Raw genomic sequence first — 15,537 nt, 5'->3', positions numbered from 1 at the left:
CTTGAAGTTTTTCGTTACCGTGAGCAATTATGACACTCAATACATTAACCACTAACCACTAACCATTAAGTATTAAGTATTAAGTATTAAGTATTTATGTCAGTGAATGAAACCTCGGCCATCTTACTCTCTTCCAGTTGGCTTTCTCCGCGTATGGTCTCGATAACCACCAAGTTGGCTTTGTTGTGTGTATTGGTAGGTATTTTTTATTTATCACTTACGCCGAGTTATTCCGCCACGGTGATGAGCTTTGATGGCGCAGATAAAATCAAACATGCGTTTGCGTATTGTGTTTTAGGGCTTACGACTTTTGTTGCGCTTCCTCAGCGCTATTTTGTCATGGCTTTAACTGGCTTTTGGATCATGAGCGGGGGCATTGAATTATTGCAAGGTACCCAAGTAGAGCGTCATGCGTCTTTTTACGATTGGCTTGCTAACCTCACGGGGTTAGGGCTCGCGTATGGGGTGTCTTTGGTATACAAAAAATATCGCTCCCGCTTAACACGGGTTGCGTGCCCAGCTGATTAATGAAATGGTGATGATTCGCCCGTTCTTTGCTCTCGAATAAAAATACAGGACACCCACGTATTTGACGTGGCTTATAAAATTAAAGGCATCAATAAGCTAATATTGATGCCTTTAATAAAAACGATCCGATTTTCTACTAACGACCCATTCCAAAAACAACAGTCTTAACGGTTAAGAAGAGAATCTTCAATTCCATACGCCAGTTCTGGTGTTTGATGTAGTAAATATCAAATTTATGCTTCCAAACCGCGTCTTCAACAGAGGCGCCGTATGGGTATTTTACTTGAGCTAAACCTGTTACTCCGGGTTTTACTGCATGGCGAAAACGGTAGTATGGAATCTCTTTTTCTAGATCCTCAATAAACACCTCACGTTCAGGGCGTGGGCCTACCATCGACATCTCACCTTTATATACGTTGATCAACTGTGGCAGTTCATCAATACGTGTCTTGCGAATAAAGTTACCGACTTTAGTTACTCGAGCATCATTCTTCGTTGCCCACTGAGCACCATTCTTTTCTGCGTCGTTACGCATTGAACGGAATTTGATAACTTCAAATTCTTTATTGTATTGGCCAGTTCGTCGTTGTTTAAAAAAGACAGGGCCTGGTGATTCAAGTTTGATTAATGTGGCAGTTAAAAGCCCGATAGGAATCGCAATCAAACCGATCATGAAAACGAACAGTAAGTCTATAAAGCGCTTTTCATTAACATTTCTTTTGTTTGACAGAATTGAAAAGGCTTTTTGGTGCAGAAAGTATCCGCTGTGGAGCAATTCTGTTTCAGTATAACCAAGCGTTCTATCAAAGTAGCTAGCTAACGGCTCAACCCAAGCACCAAGCTCTGTTGCACCGATCAAAAAAGCACGGTGTTCTTCACTTAGTTCCATACTTCTAAAGTGACATAAAGTTTCACCTTTAAAGTCTCTGATTGAGTAATTGTTTATGTCGTGTTTTATGTCATGTCGGGCTAAAACAGAACGAAGGGTATCTAAACACGATTCGGGTGCGTATATGTGGAGTGTCGATTTACTTTCTGATGATAGGGTTTGTAGAGCCTGATGGTTTGGCTCCGCCTCAACGGTTGTATCGGAAAGTTCTGATGGGTGAGTCTGTTTTAGAGCAACTGAGTTTTTCATTATAAGTTAGCTTTATAATTGTTGTTCAAAGAACATTTAGTAAGTTTTATATTCATAAAAACAATGTCAGCCGCAGTGAGTCTATTTTCTATATCGCAAAAGATAAGAATCAATAGTTTGTTTCAGCATTATGACGTCTAGCTAAAGTTTGTATGAATTTTGAATGCGTGCATCTTACGCTAAACCAGTCAATATGTACACTTGGTTGAGTATGTTTCACTCGGCATTTTTTGAGTGTGACACTTGGTTTTAGTATGTAATTGAATGTTAACGAAATACGGGATTGTCCCTGTTTTATATAGTGTTATTTGTTGGCGTTCGTTAGAACCTTAAACACAAAATGACGTTCTTTTTCATATTCGATCACCCTACCTGCGCCCTTTCTTGATCTTCCACTACAGTTTTGACTGTAAACTGTAGTAAAATTACGCTAATTTGTTTTTATACCGATTTATTTTGAATTGAACGAGGTCAGTCCTATGTCAGCTAAGAAGCCAATGGCTCTAGTGATCCTTGACGGTTATGGTTACCGTGAAGACAACCAAGACAACGCTATCGCAAACGCTAATACGCCAGTATTAGACGGTCTTATTGCTAACCAACCTAACACGCTAATCTCGGCTTCTGGCTTAGATGTAGGCCTACCAGATGGTCAAATGGGTAACTCAGAAGTGGGTCATACCAACATCGGTGCGGGTCGCGTGGTATACCAAGATTTAACGCGTATTACTAAATCAATCGCAGACGGTGAATTCGGTCAAACTGAAACACTCGTGAATGCTATCGATAAAGCAGTAAAAGCGGAGAAAGCGGTTCACATCATGGGCCTTATGTCTCCAGGTGGCGTTCACTCTCATGAAGATCACATCTACGCAGCTGTTGAAATGGCAGCAGAACGTGGCGCAGAGAAAATCTACCTACACGCATTCCTAGACGGCCGTGATACACCGCCACGTAGCGCAGAAAACACACTAGCACGCTTCCAAGAGTTGTTCGCTAAGCTAGGCAAAGGCCGTGTGGCTTCTCTTATTGGTCGTTACTACGCAATGGACCGTGATAACAACTGGGATCGCGTTCAAGAATCTTACGACCTACTGACTCAAGCAAAAGCAGAGTTCACATTCGACACGGCGGTTGCTGGCCTAGAAGCGGCTTACGCTCGTGACGAAAACGATGAGTTTGTGAAAGCGACGGAAATCAAAGCGGAAGGCGAAGAGTCTGCGGCTATCGTTGATGGCGATGCGGTTATCTTCATGAACTACCGTGCTGACCGTGCGCGTGAAATTACTCGTGCATTCGTACCTAACTTCGACGGTTTTGAGCGTAGCGTATTCCCAGCAATCGACTTTGTGATGCTGACTCAATACGCAGCAGACATTCCACTGCTTTGTGCATTCCCACCGGCTTCTCTAGAGAACACTTACGGTGAATGGCTATCGAAAGAAGGCAAAACGCAGCTGCGTATCTCTGAAACAGAGAAATACGCGCACGTGACGTTCTTCTTCAACGGCGGTAAAGAAGACGAGTTTGAAGGCGAAGAGCGTCAGCTTGTTGCTTCTCCAAAAGTAGCGACTTATGACTTACAGCCAGAAATGAGCGCACCAGAGCTGACTGAAAAGCTTGTTGCTGCTATCAAAGGCGGCAAATACGACGCTATCGTTTGTAACTTCCCTAACTGTGACATGGTTGGCCACACTGGCGTTTACGATGCAGCGGTTAAAGCCGTAGAGTCGCTAGACGAATGTCTGGGCAAAGTGGTTGAAGCAATCAAAGAAGCGGATGGCCAATTGCTTATCACCGCTGACCACGGTAACGCGGAAATGATGGTAAACCCAGAAACGGGCGGCATCCACACGGCGCACACTAACCTACCTGTTCCACTTATCTATGTAGGTAACAAAGACGTTGAGTTCAAAGAAGGCGGTAAGCTGTCTGACTTAGCACCAACGATGCTTTCTCTGTCTGGTATTGATATCCCAGCAGAAATGTCAGGTGACGTGATCGTTAAATAGTCAGTAGTAAGTAGTTAAGTAATGACTGTTTTAGATAAATAGTTTTTAACTTTTATCGAATATTAGAACGGCTGCACGCGAGTGTGGCCGTTTTTTTGTGATTTTTTTTGACCCAATACTATACCAATTGCAGTAAATAACGGGCACCCCTGGCTTGTTAAAAACCTCGATAACGTCGTGAGAATTTTTGATTGTAGAATCACTACTTATCGAAACTTCTTGTCGAAAAAACAGCCTTGTTCTCAAGCTTTTTCCTGCTTCTATTTCATGGTCAATATGACCGGCCCCGACCTTGATGAGTCTGATTCTGATCATAAGCATGAGTCTGCTTATAAACATGAACCTTCTAATAAACATCAAAGCGAAATCTATTCATCCCCCATTGTTTAGCAAATGAACAAAACCTTGCACATCCATTTTGTTAGTGCTAATTTGCCAATTATTGAACGGTCGTTCAAGTTTTAAATCAAACTTTGATTTAATGCAGCTTAATACGGCTTAATATGATTGATTTGATGAAGATAAACGCGATAAACCTTGGTGTGTTTTTCTATTCAAGTGGTTCTATTTCTTTACTGGAAGTTAAAAATATGAATAAAAAGACACTTATCATGACACTTATCATGACACTTGTTATCGGCTTGATGGCTAGTATCGCTTTTATCTTGATTCAGCCTTTGTTTGGTATGTCGACCCTGACATCTCGACACGCTGCTGCGTACGTGACGTTAGGAGGCTACGATCCAACGAGTGCACTGGTGTTATCGTGGGTTGTGCACGTTGGCGTTTCATTGTGCTATGCCTTTCTTTCGAATCTTATTTTTATCTTCAATTCATCGTTTTCCGTCAACCTCATCCAAATCGCCGTATTGGGTTGGATAACCACGCTGATTGCAACGCCAGCCAATGAATGGGTGGTGAAACTGGTGACGACAAAACAATTTCCGTCTATCAGTTCGTTATCTGCACTGAACACCGATGTCGGACCAAAATTATGGCTGCATATTTTGTTTTTTGTTCTTATCGTTGGTGGGTTATGGGTGGCAAAAAAACAACGTTCTGCTATGGCTGTTGCTAAGATTTAAAGGGCTGTTGCTAAGGTTTAAAGGACTCTCGCGAAGATTTAAAGGACTGTTGCGAAGGTTTAAAGGGCTGCCGCGAAGATTTTAAGCGCACTTAAATAGCTATCTTGGTTTATTCGGCTACCGGTTTGTTTGCCATTACTCGTTATTTGCCATTTTTAGTTCGTTGTCTGCTATTACTTGTTGTTTAGCCTTTTTAGCTCGCTGTTTACCATTTTTAGCTCGCTGTTTATCATTTTCAGCTCGCTGTTTATCATTTTTAACTCAAAGCTCAACAACCATTCTTTGCGGCTCATGCCGCCGGTGTAGCCCGTTAATGTACCGTTCGCCCCAATCACTCGATGGCAGGGGACAACGATGCTAAACGGGTTTTTACCGTTCGCACCGCCGACCGCTCTTACGGCTTTCGGGTTATCCATTCTTTTTGCTTGTTCACCGTAGCTGATGGTTTCGCCATAAGGGATACTGGTCAAGGCGACCCAGGCTTTGCGTTGGAAATCGGTACCTTTGGGTTCTAAAGGTAAGTTAAAGCTGGTGCGTTGGCCTGCAAAGTATTCATCCAGTTGGCGAGCGGTTTCAAGGCATAATGAGTCGGGGTTTTCTGTCAGCTCTGGTTCGGTATTGAGATGGTCAATTTCAATGATTGCATCGCCATTGCTTATGATGACCATTTTGCCAATTGGCGCGTTATAGAGCATTTTGTAAGTGGTGTCTTCCATGTCATATTCCTTCTTCTAGTCTTCTAGTCTTCTAGTCTTTTATCTGCTGTTACTTTAAAGCCTTTCGTATTTCGGTTACTCGCATTCCGCATTGGCTTGAGCTCTAACACGAAGCGCAAAGCAATACCCGGATATACCACCCAGAACATTGCCGAGTGCTAAACCAATAAACAGCCCTTCTACGCCGTCGATTTGGCTGCCTATCCACGCAAAAGGTAAGGTAAACACAAACAGACGCATGCAGCTCCATTGGAAGGCTTTAAGTGGTTGATGCATCGCGTTCATGCCGCTGATCAACATCATCACAATGCCTTGGAACCCATAGCTAAAGGGCACGACTAGTAGGTAATGCCACAATATGCCTCGCACCGACTCTTCTTGAGAGAACAAAGCGGCCAAAGGAATGCTCAGTGGCACCATCATTAAGAAGACCAACCCTTGGAACAGTAGGGCAAAACGCATGCTTAGAAACAGGGCCTTAAAACTGCGCTGAGGGTTGTTTGCACCAAAGTTCTGCGCCATGAAAGGCGTAAGAGCCGAAGTAAGAGACATCAACACAATGATAAGAATGGACTCGATACGTTGGGCTGCGCCATACGCTGCCACCGCTTCAGTCCCTTGCTTGGCCAACATCATCATGATGATAGCGCCGGCAAGTGGGTTCAGTGCGTTAGACAAAGCCGCTGGGGTGCCTATTTTTAGGATTTGTCGCCAGTCACTGACGATGTTTGTCAGCTTAGGCGGCGCAAGCAGTTTTTCTCGCACCATCAATACGTAGAGTGAGCCACACAAAGCACCAAACCAACTGAAACCACTGGCAATCGCAGCGCCTTGAATCCCCAGTTCAGGAAAAGGCCCATACCCGAAGATGAGTAGCGGATCTAAAACGCCATTGATAAGGCCGGCCAGTAGCATGATCTTGGCGGGCGTTTTTGTATCACCGGTCGCTCGAATCGCGCTGTTACCTGCCATGGGGATGACCAACAATGGGATCGCGAGATACCACACCGACATGTATTCCGATATCAGCGGCAGCAACTCTTGCTTTGCCCCTAACAGGGTAAACATAGGTTCTAAGGCGATAATACCTAGCGTAGACGCGCAGCCGACCAGAAGCAGAGCCAGCAATAAGCCATGACAGGTAAAGCGTGCTGCATTTTGTGCGCTGCCTTGGCCAAGCAATCGACCGATACATGTCGATAAGCCAATACCAATCCCCATGGTGATGCAGTTGATGGCAAAGGTGACTGGAAAGGTAAAACTCACCGCGGCTAAGGCTTGGGTGCCAAGCAATGAGATGAAGAAAGTATCTACGAGGTTAAACATCAAGATCGCCACCATACCGAATATGGTCGGTATGGTCATGGTACGCAATGTACTCTCAATAGGGGCGGTTAATAGCCCGTGCTTATCTTGCATGTAAAACGCCGATTGAAACTAAAACCGTAGGATAAACAGATGCGGGATACGAGTAAACGAAAAGCAGGGAAAGATGAGGGGTGAGAATCTGCACTTTAGCTCACAATTTTTTCGTTACCCCCTTGGGATTCATCACATTGTCCCCAACATATTGTTTGACCCACGCTAATCGTGGCAACTATCAAAATTTAAATGGAAATTATCAGGAGATAAGACCGATGAATATCCGTCCTCTACATGACCGAGTTATCGTTGAGCGCCAAGAAGTTGAATCTAAATCTGCTGGTGGCATCGTTCTAACTGGTTCTGCCGCAGAAAAATCGACTCGCGGTATCATTCTAGCTGTTGGCAAAGGCCGCATTCTAGAAAACGGTTCAGTGCAACCGTTGGACGTAAAAGTTGGCGATACCGTTATCTTTGCTGAAGGTTACGGCACGAAAACTGAAAAAATCGACGGCAAAGAAGTTCTGATCATGTCTGAAAACGACATCATGGCGATCGTCGAGTAATCTATTTTTCATTTAACTCTCAGTAAAAGTTATCAGAGCCAGTATTGGATGATTCATATCGTCATTCCAGAAATGAGGAACGAATTATCTGGAATCTAAACAGAGTGCGATTTGAGTAGATTCTGAATCACGTTCGTCCCTCACTGTTCAGAATGACGCGATAACGCTGAGACGCCCCGAAACAAAGAATTTGAAAGGAAATTAAGATGGCTGCTAAAGACGTTAAATTTGGTAATGACGCACGTATTAAAATGCTAGAAGGTGTAAACGTTCTGGCTGATGCAGTAAAAGTAACACTAGGTCCTAAAGGCCGTAACGTTGTTCTAGACAAATCATTTGGCGCACCGACTATCACTAAAGATGGTGTTTCAGTTGCACGTGAAATCGAACTTGAAGACAAGTTCCAAAACATGGGCGCACAAATGGTTAAAGAAGTGGCTTCGCAAGCGAATGACGCGGCGGGCGACGGAACAACAACAGCAACAGTATTGGCTCAGTCGATTATCGCTGAAGGCCTAAAAGCAGTTGCTGCGGGTATGAACCCAATGGATCTTAAGCGCGGCATCGACAAAGCGGTTATCGCGGCTGTAGAAGAACTGAAGAACCTTTCTGTTCCATGTGCAGATACAAAAGCTATCGCGCAAGTAGGTACTATCTCTGCAAACTCTGACGCAACAGTGGGTAACATCATTGCTGAAGCGATGGAAAAAGTAGGCCGTGATGGCGTTATCACTGTTGAAGAAGGTCAGGCTCTACAAGACGAGCTAGACGTAGTTGAAGGTATGCAGTTCGACCGCGGTTACCTATCTCCTTACTTCATCAACAACCAAGAAGCGGGTTCTGTTGATCTAGAAAGCCCATTCATTCTTCTTATCGACAAGAAAATTTCGAACATTCGTGAGCTTCTTCCGACTCTAGAAGCAGTAGCAAAAGCATCTCGTCCACTTCTTATCATCGCTGAAGATGTAGAAGGCGAAGCGCTAGCAACGCTTGTTGTGAACAACATGCGTGGCATCGTGAAAGTCGCGGCTGTTAAAGCGCCTGGTTTCGGTGACCGTCGTAAGTCTATGCTACAAGATATCGCTATCCTAACGGGCGGTACGGTTATCTCTGAAGAGATCGGCCTAGACCTAGAGAAAGTAACGCTAGAAGACCTAGGTCAAGCTAAGCGTGTAACTATCACTAAAGAAAACTCAACCATCATCGATGGCGCGGGCGAAGAAACAATGATCCAAGGTCGTGTTTCTCAAATCCGTCAACAAATCGAAGACGCAACGTCTGACTACGACAAAGAGAAGCTTCAAGAGCGCGTAGCTAAGTTAGCTGGCGGTGTTGCAGTAATCAAAGTGGGCGCTGCAACTGAAGTTGAGATGAAAGAGAAGAAAGACCGCGTTGAAGATGCACTTCACGCAACTCGCGCTGCCGTTGAAGAAGGTGTGGTTGCTGGTGGTGGTGTTGCACTTATCCGCGCTGCATCTAAAGTTGCTGGCCTTGAAGGCGACAACGAAGAGCAAAACGTCGGTATCCGTGTTGCACTACGTGCAATGGAATCGCCTATCCGTCAAATCACGAAGAACGCAGGTGATGAAGAGTCTGTTGTTGCTAACAACGTTCGTGCTGGCGAAGGTAACTACGGTTACAACGCGGCGACTGGCGAATACGGCGACATGATTGCAATGGGTATCCTAGATCCAACTAAGGTAACTCGCTCTGCACTTCAGTTCGCAGCATCAGTTGCTGGTCTTATGATCACAACAGAAGCGATGATCACTGACAAGCCTCAAGATTCAGCTCCTGCAATGCCTGATATGGGTGGCATGGGCGGTATGGGTGGTATGGGCGGCATGATGTAATCATCCCCCTGACTTAATCCTATAAAGTCTGAAAAGCCCCGTAAACGTTGTGTTTACGGGGCTTTTTTAGTTTCTATTTTCTAAGACACCCAACAAATAAGAAATCCAACAAGTAAGACATCCAATAAAAATGAATAACTCTATTCGATATATCAACCACGGTTCGGATCTTTTCTTTACCTTTAATGACAAGGTTTTAGTTCCAAAGTTTATGGTTATTCAAGGCTGAGGTTTAGGCTTAAGCTCTGTCATTAACCGACTGACCTATTAACCTATTAACCTATTAACCTATTAACCTATTAACCGAACAGCCGACTAACCGATCGGCGACTCAATGGTGTTTACCTCGTGCTGAGTTAACGCGGAGCGACCTGCTTGCGGGCTTATCACATCGTAAATTGCTCTATCACGTCGTAAATTGCTCTACCGCTAAGTGAATCTCTCTATCGCTAAAGTAAATCTCTCTATCGCTAACTTGTTGATTACTGTTGGCTATTAGAAAGATTCATCACCGTGCTCGAAACATTCTCTGCACCTTTATGGATCTCATCCATGACGGTCGAGACTTGGGTAATTTTGGCATTGCCTTCTTCCGTAATGGACGACATTTCAGCCATCATGGTGGTCACTTCGTTGATGAGCTTCTGGTTTTCTTCTACAACTTTGATTATCTCATTAGTCGAATCTGAAGTTCGGGACGCGAGTTGTCTTACTTCGTCAGCGACAACGGCAAAGCCTCTTCCATACTCACCGGCTCTTGCGGCTTCGATAGCAGCGTTGAGTGCCAATAAATTCGTTCTATCCGCGATCTCTTGAATCGTAGCGACAATGTTTTGAATGCTTTTCGAGCTGTCATTGAGTGAATGCACCTTTTGAGAGGTACTGGCCGCTTTTTGGGATACCGTTAAAGAAACCTCGACTGAATCGGTAAGCAGCTTAGAGCCTTCAAGGGCTATTTGCGCCGTTTCTAGTGAGGTTGAGTAGGCCACCTCTGAAGCTTCAGCGATCGCATGGCTGCGTTCAATGCGATCCGTTATGTTACTGGCAAGCTTGACGATTTTCACGACCTTGCCTGCTTCATTCATGATGGGGTTGTAGCTGGCCTCAATCCAAATACTGGATCCATTAGAACTGCGACGCTGAAACAAGCCTGATTTTAGCTGTCCCTTTTGTAATTCTTGCCAGAAGTGAGGGTTATTACTATAGAACTCCTCAAAACAGAACATGCGATGATGTTTACCGACCACCTGGTTTTCTCTGTAACCCAACGTATTTAAAAAGTTTGAGTTGGCGGTCAGTATTGTTCCTTCAGGATCAAATTCAATAATCGCTTGTGACTTGTCTAAGGCAGAGAACAGCGCATCATTTTTTTTGTTTTGGTCGTTGATCTCTGTGATATCAGAAGCCAGTTTTGCTACGCCAGTGACACGACCATCTGAATCTTTGATAGGTAAATAGGTCGCTTCTAGAACAACCGTGTCACCTTGTTTATTTACTCTCTCGAACGTGCCTTCTTTTGAGATGCCATTGGCAAGCTCTCGCCAAAAGCTTTGATAAGGCGAAGAGCGGACATAGCTATCAGTGCAGAATATCTTGTGGTGTTGTCCTTTGATCTCATCTAATGAGTACCCGACAAGCGTTAAAAAGGGCGCACTGGCATCTTGAATAACGCCCTCAGGGGTAAACTCGATCCATGCAACATGCTTTTTTAAGGACTGGTAGATATTGTCGGAATGGCTAGGTTTTATCTCTGGTTTTTGCTTCTTAGTAAAAAACACCGCGGACCTTATTTAAACAGAAAAATAGTTGATATATTGCTCAGCATGACTTTGACACAATTATACACATTTGCAATCAATGTTTAAGGGGGCGCATCGGTGTGCTTCAGTCTGCTTGAGTATGAGTATGAGTATGAGTATGAGTTTGATATGAGAGTGATATGAGTATAAGTGTGAGCGATGCCAATGAAAGCACTAAGGTTATACATCCGTATTGGAAAGTCGCACCTTCGATAACGTGAGATCTGGCCAATAAAGAGTAAGACATTAAAATTAGATGTGTTACTAAGAGCATAGAAACCCGCGATTTTTTTCTTTATATTAAAATGCCACTTCCACAATTGTTGTCAAGATCATGCAAACCGATTTGAACATCATTGCCGAATTCGAAAAGAAAATTGCAGGACTCGAAAAAGAGAATGCTGAGCTCAAGCGAAGCAATGCTCGCCTGCAAGAAAAGTTGAATGCCGCACTCGACAGTAATGGGTTGTGTCTATGGGAGCATCATGTTCCGTCAGGAAAGCTCACTATCTTTAATATGGATTGGGGGAAAATGCTCGGCTACCAACCGCATGAGCTGACTGCGACGTTTGAAACTTGGAAAAATAATTTACACCCTGATGATTATCAGCAGGCCATGAAAGCTTTTGAAGATCACCTGTCAGGAAGCAGTGACTTATATGAAGTTGTTTACCGAATGACTCATAAAGATGGCAGTGATAGCTATGTGTACGACAGAGGTCGTGTGGTCGAGTTTGATAGCAATGGAGTACCGCTTAGGATTATGGGTACGCATATCGATATCACGCAAGAAAAACGCTTTGAACAACAATTGGCGGCCTTGGCCTCTACCGATAGGTTGACGGGGTTACTCAATAGACAAGCTATCGAACAACGTTTTCGTGAAATGAAAAGCGCAGATAAGTTAGTTCGAGCGGCGATGATCTTTATTGATATCGACAACTTTAAAGCGGTCAATGACACTTTAGGCCACCAGAAGGGCGATCAGTTGCTGAGTTTTATTGCTCAGCGCTTGGTCACGCTAGCTTCAAATGCAGCTTCGCTAGCTCCTGGTTTAGCTCCGCAAGTTTCTGGTTTCGCTTCGCCGCAAGCTTCTGAATTAGCTAAACCATCCTCTGAACCGGCGCAAATCGGGCGGATTGGAGGAGATGAGTTTGTCATTTTGTTTCCTGAGACGGAACCCGATCAAGTCACGCACTTTTGTGAAGAGTTGTTGCAAACGGCTGTACCTGAGAGCAATCGAATGCTGACGGACGTCGCCATCGGCATGAGTATTGGTGTGTGCTTCTTTAATCAAGGTGAGCATCACTTTGATGACGTGTACCAGCAATCTGATTTGGCCATGTATCAAATTAAGAGAAACGGCAAAAACGGCGTGAAAACTCTGCATATTTGACCGGAAGGATACTGCATTCAGAGCACCGCTTAGGAAGCTTTATTGTGCACAACGCTATGAGTCAAGATTACTAGCGGTGACCACTTTGTTCTTCCCTTGCGATTTTGCTTGGTACAAAAATTTATCGGCGAGAGAAACAAGGTGCTTAATCAGCTGATTTGCTTTCTGAACCTGATCGGATTTCTGGACCTGATCTTCGTTTTGGGGCTTCTCTGTTTTTTGGAGCTGACCTGTTTTTTGGGGCTTCTCTGCAAGTGAGATATCCTCTTGGCACACACTGACCCCGATACTGACGGTACGTTGAACGTTCTCTTCTGCGGTTGAGCAAACAAAAGATTCACAGCGTTGGCGAAGCTCTTCAGCAAGTTCAATGGCTTGAGAAAGACGCACATTGGACAAGAAAATAACAAACTCCTCACCGCCCCAGCGTCCCGTCACGCCATGGTTTGATACCACTTGTTTACATAAGTTGGCGATGTTGCGGAGCATGGCATCACCCGTTAAGTGTCCATGTTGATCATTGACGGATTTAAAGTCATCGACATCAAGCATCATACAAACCAGTGTATTTTGTTGGTGAGCTTGCGCTTCTACCCACTGATAGATGGCGTCTCGGTTGAGAAGGCCGGTCAGTGAATCGTGTGACGCTTTATAAGCCAGTTCTTTTTCGAGTTCAACTCGGTCGGTAATGTCTTCAATCACGGCTTGGACTGCCATCTCACCATCCCACTCAATGGCATTATCATAGATGCTAAAGTAACGTTCTTTACCATCAAAGCAGATATTTTTGATCACATTATGTGCGCCAGGGAGACTGCTAGAAATTAAGTTTTGATAGCGAGCTATGGCTTCCTCTTTTTGATCATCGTATATCAAATCCAATAAATAGACGTTCTCTAAGACGAATTCAATAGAAGGGGCTTTCATCAAGTCCACCCATGCCTGGTTGACCATAATGGGCTTGAAATTACGATGCACACTAATGCCTTGCAATGACGACAGGACTAAGCGTTGATATTGAAGTTTATTATGCTCTAACTGCTTCAGTGCTTGCTCTTGGACAGACAAATCAATCAAGGTGACTTGAAGTGCGGGTTCGCCTTTCCATTTTATGACATGGTCGATAGTGAAGGCCGTAAACTCACGCCCAAAACGGTCGCGGTTAGTAAAGGTACGCCCGCGAGGGTTGGCGCGCCTTTCGACTTGTTGGTAATAATTGTCTTTTGCACTTTGATGGTGGTCCGGGACAATAAGATCAAGTATAGAGTCAATACTTGACATTAATTCTTGAGCGGATTTGTAGCCGAAAATATGCGCATAATTGTCATCGGCATGCACCAAATGAAAGTCTTTTAATATGGCGATCCCGTAGGTGGAATTGATCGTTAGTTTCGTCATGCAAATACCTCTACGCCAAGGACATATCGATAACTAAGGTGATATTTGGGTTGCAATACAATGTCTATCCTTTTCATCAATTGCTTTGTTCTGGTCGTGAATCATGTTTGGGCGTTGATGTATTCCTTCAAAGCGTTTTCGAACATGATGACCCGTGATTAGATATTTAACCACTCAAAACAATATACTGGTTTGGAGGGTAAATATAAGTAACACGTTACATAACTTATCACCGCTGCCAATAGTAAGCCAGTTCTTGTTTGTTTTTTGTCTAGCTGTTTATATGTCGTAAATATCCACGCTGAATGCAGCAGTAAGACCTTAAATATATTAATGGTATTCGGCCGTTAAGTCGATCTGGAATAATACGCCTCATTCAGGATGTTGTTTTGCAAATTCGCATTATATTAACCATTGAAAATAAGAGGTAATAAGGATCAGGGCAAGATTACGAAGCACCTTGTCCAGCAAGGACTTGCGAAAGGTAACTGTTGCTACGGTTCGCTTTTTTCTGCTTTCTTTTTATTCCAGCTTTGAAGCTAGTTTCTTCCGTCAACAGGTTTAAGGCAATATGCCTTATAACAGCTAGGTTCTCACCAGCTTGCTCTCGACGTATTCGACACTCATCTTCTTTAAAGCCAACGTCTAATCGCCAATGCATCTGATTTTCGATGCTCCAATGTGCTCGCGTGCTCTCTAGTAAAGCTTTAGCCGTCAGTTTTGCTGAGCTTATGTAGTGCTTGATTTGCATTGTTTCTGCTGGCTTATCACCTTCTTGACGAATTGAAACGACCATACCAATTGTGGAGAGTCCCGCCCAATCAAGCGCTATATCGCCTAAGAAATCCGTATTGTGAACAACCATACTCAAACGCGTTTCTGTGCGACCATGCCCTTTCTCTTGAGTGACGTATTTATCACCGTCAAAACTATTAAGCATACTAGAGTTAAACACTTGACCAATCGCTTGCTCCAATCGTTTTTGATTCCCTTTTACTGCTAAGAGATAATCTGCGTCTTGAGCAACTATCTTTTCAGTTATCTCCTTTTGGCATCCCATTGCATCAATCGTCACTAAGCAACCTCGCAAGGAAAGTATCTCAAGCAGTTCAGGGATCGCTTTTATTTCATTGCTTTTATCTGCAGTTTTAACCTGCCCTAACACAACTTGATTTGCTGCACTAAAGGCACTAACCATATGAATTGCGCCACAACGTTTGTCTTTGTTGTATGTGCCTCTGAGAGTTTTGCCGTCGATAGCAATCACTTCCCCCTCAGTCACCTCATGACAGTCTTTCATCCACGCAGTAAAGCATCGTTGCAGTTGCCTGGCGGAAATAAGATTGATAACTCGGGCAATGGTATCGTGTACTGGTATGCCCTGTTTGAAATCACCATACTGTCTAAGCCACTCCAAGTTATCTTCACCAAAATCTTCAATATCCTCCCAACCTTCAGCACCAGCAATCACTGCTGCAATTGTTAAGAAGATAATGTCGGTTAGCGTGTGCTCTATTTTCCAAGCTTGGCGAGGGTCTCGAATAACTGAAATATGGTCCAAAAGGCTTAATCCGTTCATTAGGCTAAATATATACTGTTAAAAAACAGTATATGATCACACCTAAATCTGATCATCAAATCGATCTTGGATGTATTGAGATTATTGTGACTTCAGTATCTAATT

At 43.9% G+C, this 15,537-nt stretch carries 12 protein-coding genes; 6 read left to right on the top strand and 6 right to left on the bottom strand.

Translation table 11 applies throughout. The features are described 5' to 3' along the window. Positions 1-96: 96 nt before the first annotated feature. Positions 97-528, top strand: coding sequence for a hypothetical protein (locus SJY39_RS19860; RefSeq protein WP_372275265.1), 432 nt, complete (start codon positions 97-99; stop codon positions 526-528). Positions 529-664: 136 nt separating this feature from the next. On the opposite strand, the gene SJY39_RS19855 is transcribed toward SJY39_RS19860, so the two are convergent. Then, on the bottom strand, positions 665-1,666 hold the full coding sequence (locus SJY39_RS19855) for a sugar transferase (protein ID WP_372275267.1): 1,002 nt from the start codon (positions 1,664-1,666) through the stop codon (positions 665-667). A gap of 479 nt (positions 1,667-2,145) precedes the next feature. Here SJY39_RS19855 and gpmM point away from each other — a divergent pair, with 479 nt between their 5' ends. Further along, positions 2,146-3,678 carry a 2,3-bisphosphoglycerate-independent phosphoglycerate mutase gene (gpmM, locus tag SJY39_RS19850; RefSeq protein WP_016794188.1) on the top strand — a complete coding sequence of 511 codons (1,533 nt, stop codon included), beginning with the start codon at positions 2,146-2,148 and terminating at the stop codon, positions 3,676-3,678. Positions 3,679-4,181: 503 nt separating this feature from the next. Next, on the top strand, positions 4,182-4,763 hold the full coding sequence (locus SJY39_RS19845; RefSeq protein WP_372275269.1) for a hypothetical protein: 582 nt from the start codon (positions 4,182-4,184) through the stop codon (positions 4,761-4,763). A gap of 173 nt (positions 4,764-4,936) precedes the next feature. On the opposite strand, the gene SJY39_RS19840 is transcribed toward SJY39_RS19845, so the two are convergent. After that, positions 4,937-5,479 carry a methylated-DNA--[protein]-cysteine S-methyltransferase gene (locus SJY39_RS19840; protein ID WP_372275271.1) on the bottom strand — a complete coding sequence of 181 codons (543 nt, stop codon included), beginning with the start codon at positions 5,477-5,479 and terminating at the stop codon, positions 4,937-4,939. Between the two features lie 75 nt (positions 5,480-5,554). Next, positions 5,555-6,898 carry an MATE family efflux transporter gene (locus tag SJY39_RS19835; RefSeq protein WP_372275273.1) on the bottom strand — a complete coding sequence of 448 codons (1,344 nt, stop codon included), beginning with the start codon at positions 6,896-6,898 and terminating at the stop codon, positions 5,555-5,557. Positions 6,899-7,116: 218 nt separating this feature from the next. Between SJY39_RS19835 and SJY39_RS19830 the strand changes: the two genes are divergently transcribed. Beyond that, a complete protein-coding gene (locus SJY39_RS19830; RefSeq protein WP_010433998.1) occupies positions 7,117-7,407 on the top strand; it encodes a co-chaperone GroES in 291 nt (96 codons plus the stop codon). A 206-nt stretch (positions 7,408-7,613) separates the two neighbouring features. Continuing rightward, the gene (groL, locus tag SJY39_RS19825; RefSeq protein WP_010433999.1) at positions 7,614-9,260 is read left to right on the top strand and encodes a chaperonin GroEL; all 1,647 of its coding nucleotides are present in this window, start codon (positions 7,614-7,616) and stop codon (positions 9,258-9,260) included. A gap of 482 nt (positions 9,261-9,742) precedes the next feature. Here the strand turns inward: groL and SJY39_RS19820 are convergent, their stop codons facing one another. Further along, entirely contained in the window at positions 9,743-11,038 is a 1,296-nt protein-coding gene (locus tag SJY39_RS19820) for a PAS domain-containing methyl-accepting chemotaxis protein (protein WP_016795236.1), read from the bottom strand. Between the two features lie 355 nt (positions 11,039-11,393). Here SJY39_RS19820 and SJY39_RS19815 point away from each other — a divergent pair, with 355 nt between their 5' ends. Next, complete coding sequence (locus SJY39_RS19815; protein ID WP_171343864.1) at positions 11,394-12,455, top strand: sensor domain-containing diguanylate cyclase; 1,062 nt, start codon at positions 11,394-11,396, stop codon at positions 12,453-12,455. A gap of 54 nt (positions 12,456-12,509) precedes the next feature. Here the strand turns inward: SJY39_RS19815 and SJY39_RS19810 are convergent, their stop codons facing one another. Both SJY39_RS19810 and SJY39_RS19805 read right to left on the bottom strand, forming a co-directional pair. Then, the gene (locus tag SJY39_RS19810; RefSeq protein ID WP_102387826.1) at positions 12,510-13,853 is read right to left on the bottom strand and encodes a sensor domain-containing diguanylate cyclase; all 1,344 of its coding nucleotides are present in this window, start codon (positions 13,851-13,853) and stop codon (positions 12,510-12,512) included. Between the two features lie 448 nt (positions 13,854-14,301). Next, entirely contained in the window at positions 14,302-15,432 is a 1,131-nt protein-coding gene (locus SJY39_RS19805) for an ISAs1 family transposase (protein WP_372275830.1), read from the bottom strand. Positions 15,433-15,537: the final 105 nt, after the last annotated feature.

This window comes from Vibrio sp. R78045 (assembly GCF_042466085.1).
Classification (GTDB): domain Bacteria; phylum Pseudomonadota; class Gammaproteobacteria; order Enterobacterales; family Vibrionaceae; genus Vibrio; species Vibrio cyclitrophicus.
The sequence above is the reverse complement of the archived record's forward strand: the minus strand, read 5'-3'. Positions and strand labels throughout refer to the sequence as shown.

What these genes read in the sequence shown, in the direction of transcription:
- SJY39_RS19860 (WP_372275265.1), top strand. Translation starts at nt 97, where the DNA reads ATGTCAGTGAATGAAACCTCGGCCATCTTACTCTCTTCCAGTTGGCTT.
- SJY39_RS19855 (WP_372275267.1), bottom strand. Translation starts at nt 1,666, where the DNA reads ATGAAAAACTCAGTTGCTCTAAAACAGACTCACCCATCAGAACTTTCC.
- gpmM (WP_016794188.1), top strand. Translation starts at nt 2,146, where the DNA reads ATGTCAGCTAAGAAGCCAATGGCTCTAGTGATCCTTGACGGTTATGGT.
- SJY39_RS19845 (WP_372275269.1), top strand. Translation starts at nt 4,182, where the DNA reads ATGATTGATTTGATGAAGATAAACGCGATAAACCTTGGTGTGTTTTTC.
- SJY39_RS19840 (WP_372275271.1), bottom strand. Translation starts at nt 5,479, where the DNA reads ATGGAAGACACCACTTACAAAATGCTCTATAACGCGCCAATTGGCAAA.
- SJY39_RS19835 (WP_372275273.1), bottom strand. Translation starts at nt 6,898, where the DNA reads ATGCAAGATAAGCACGGGCTATTAACCGCCCCTATTGAGAGTACATTG.
- SJY39_RS19830 (WP_010433998.1), top strand. Translation starts at nt 7,117, where the DNA reads ATGAATATCCGTCCTCTACATGACCGAGTTATCGTTGAGCGCCAAGAA.
- groL (WP_010433999.1), top strand. Translation starts at nt 7,614, where the DNA reads ATGGCTGCTAAAGACGTTAAATTTGGTAATGACGCACGTATTAAAATG.
- SJY39_RS19815 (WP_171343864.1), top strand. Translation starts at nt 11,394, where the DNA reads ATGCAAACCGATTTGAACATCATTGCCGAATTCGAAAAGAAAATTGCA.
- SJY39_RS19810 (WP_102387826.1), bottom strand. Translation starts at nt 13,853, where the DNA reads ATGACGAAACTAACGATCAATTCCACCTACGGGATCGCCATATTAAAA.
- SJY39_RS19805 (WP_372275830.1), bottom strand. Translation starts at nt 15,432, where the DNA reads ATGAACGGATTAAGCCTTTTGGACCATATTTCAGTTATTCGAGACCCT.